Raw genomic sequence first — 1905 nt, 5'->3', positions numbered from 1 at the left:
AATCGTGTAGACGGCTGACAGTCAATTGACTGCCAGTGCGCCTCACACACCACTCAGCGTACGGGTCTCGTACTGAGCGGTTCGTTAAATCTCTGGGAAATCTTCAAGTAATAATTCAGCATAGGTTCAAAGCCTCTTTTCCTAAGTCTAGCCTTTGTGACTGTGTTTTTCAGGATGGGGCTTAGTGCCACTGCCCAACCACCCATTCTCGTTCTACTCCAGGCGTATGCCTGACCGTACCGGATACCCAACCGGATAAGGTTCTTCCTTTTCCTCTCGGGTTTCTTCCAGTCGTGCCATATGCAATACCTGATTCTGCTTCTTAGCCAGTTATCCAAATTCTTGAGTCTGGCATGGATATTTCCCAAACGGAAGTAATTGAGCCAACCTCTGTGGATTTGTTTAAGCTTAGCTAAGCGTTCAGATAGAGAACTAGGGATGGTTTTCTTGGTGATAGCTTTCAATTCCCTTTTCAGAGACTTCCAGCTTTTGTTGCTTACCGTAAGTTGGTATTGTCCTTTCACCCCCTTCTCAAATATTGGAACAAACTTGTATCCCAATATCTCGAAGTTCACAGGTTTTCGTATTCCACTTTTCTGTCGGTTGATAGGTAGCTTTAACTTATCCCTGAGGAACAAGAAAATACTGTTTCCTACTTGGCGAGCTTCAGACTGACTTTTTGTATAAATACTGAAGTCATCTGCGTAGCGGACATACTTAAGTCCTCTTTTCTCCATTTCTTTGTCCAACTCATGAAGCATGATATTGGAAAGGATAGGTGAGAGAGGACTACCCTGCGGAACCCCTTTTCTGCGCTTGACTAGTTTCCCATTGATTTGAATGGGAGCCCTTAGCCATTTGCGAATCAGGCGCATCGTGAACGGACATTTTACCTTGCGGTAGACAAGCTGTAGAAGTAAACAATGATCCACTTCATCAAAGAAGCTTTTCAGGTCTATATCAACGATATGCTGATAGCCTTCATTGATGTACTTCTGCGATTGCTTTACAGCTTGTAAGGCATTGCGATTGGGTCTGAATCCGTAGCTGTGTTCTTTGAACTCCAGCTCGAACTTTGGACCAATCACCTGGCTAACCGCCTGCTGTAACACGCGGTCAGCGACAGTTGGCACGCCTAATAGACGTTTCTTGCCGTTGCTTTTGGGGATTTCTACCCCTAAGATAGGTTGAGGAAGGTATTTGCCATTGCATACGGCTGTAGCGATCTTATCCTGTCGCTCCTTTAGGAACTTAGGCAGATCATTTACGGTCATACCGTCCACGCCTGCGGAGCCTTTATTAGCTCTGACCTGGAGGTATGCTTTCTGTATGTTCTTTCGACTGATTACCTTTTCAATCATCCTTTACTACTTTCAACTACCTGTCCTTCCTAATACCAGGCTGGCAGACTCTTAATCTGTAAACCTCCTGGTAGCATTCAGGACGAATTTAACGTTCGGCCCTTCATCACCTTGTGAGACCTCTGCCTTTATCCATTCGGTGACAGCTCGTTTCCAGTAACTACTATGACCTCTGCTGACTTCTACTCCCGAAGGAGTAGATCTCCCTTGGTAAGGTAAATACCCCGCGCCGCGTCGGCTTGTGCCTATCTCTGCTACATCTACTATTTTGGCGCTGACTTCTTCAAGAAGTTTTGGACTTCGGTATGATGTGTTACCTCATCCGACCTCATAGCCTCGGTATGTAGTTTCTGTTCGTCAGTACAGGCACCGCAGTCTGGCTTACTTCAGTTCCAGAGTCACCTCTGACAACCTTGCCACTTGCTTAGCTTGGGGTAACGACTCCCCCGCCTACGGGACTATTTCCTGGTGAATATTACACAAGAACTTTCACCCTTTGGGACATCCTTTTAAAGAACTATATTTACCATTCAAGGCACACACA

At 45.7% G+C, this 1905-nt stretch carries 1 protein-coding gene; it reads right to left on the bottom strand.

From position 1 onward, the window contains the following. Positions 1-53 precede the first annotated feature (53 nt). Positions 54-1361: a group II intron reverse transcriptase/maturase gene (gene ltrA / locus WJR50_RS33975; protein ID WP_341297773.1), complete on the bottom strand. Its 1308-nt coding sequence runs from the start codon at positions 1359-1361 to the stop codon at positions 54-56. Between the last annotated feature and the right edge of the window lie 544 nt (positions 1362-1905).

It is taken from the genome of Catalinimonas locisalis (assembly GCF_038039535.1).
Classification (GTDB): domain Bacteria; phylum Bacteroidota; class Bacteroidia; order Cytophagales; family Cyclobacteriaceae; genus Catalinimonas.
Note: the sequence above shows the minus strand (reverse complement) of the source record. Positions and strands in the feature narration are given on the sequence as shown.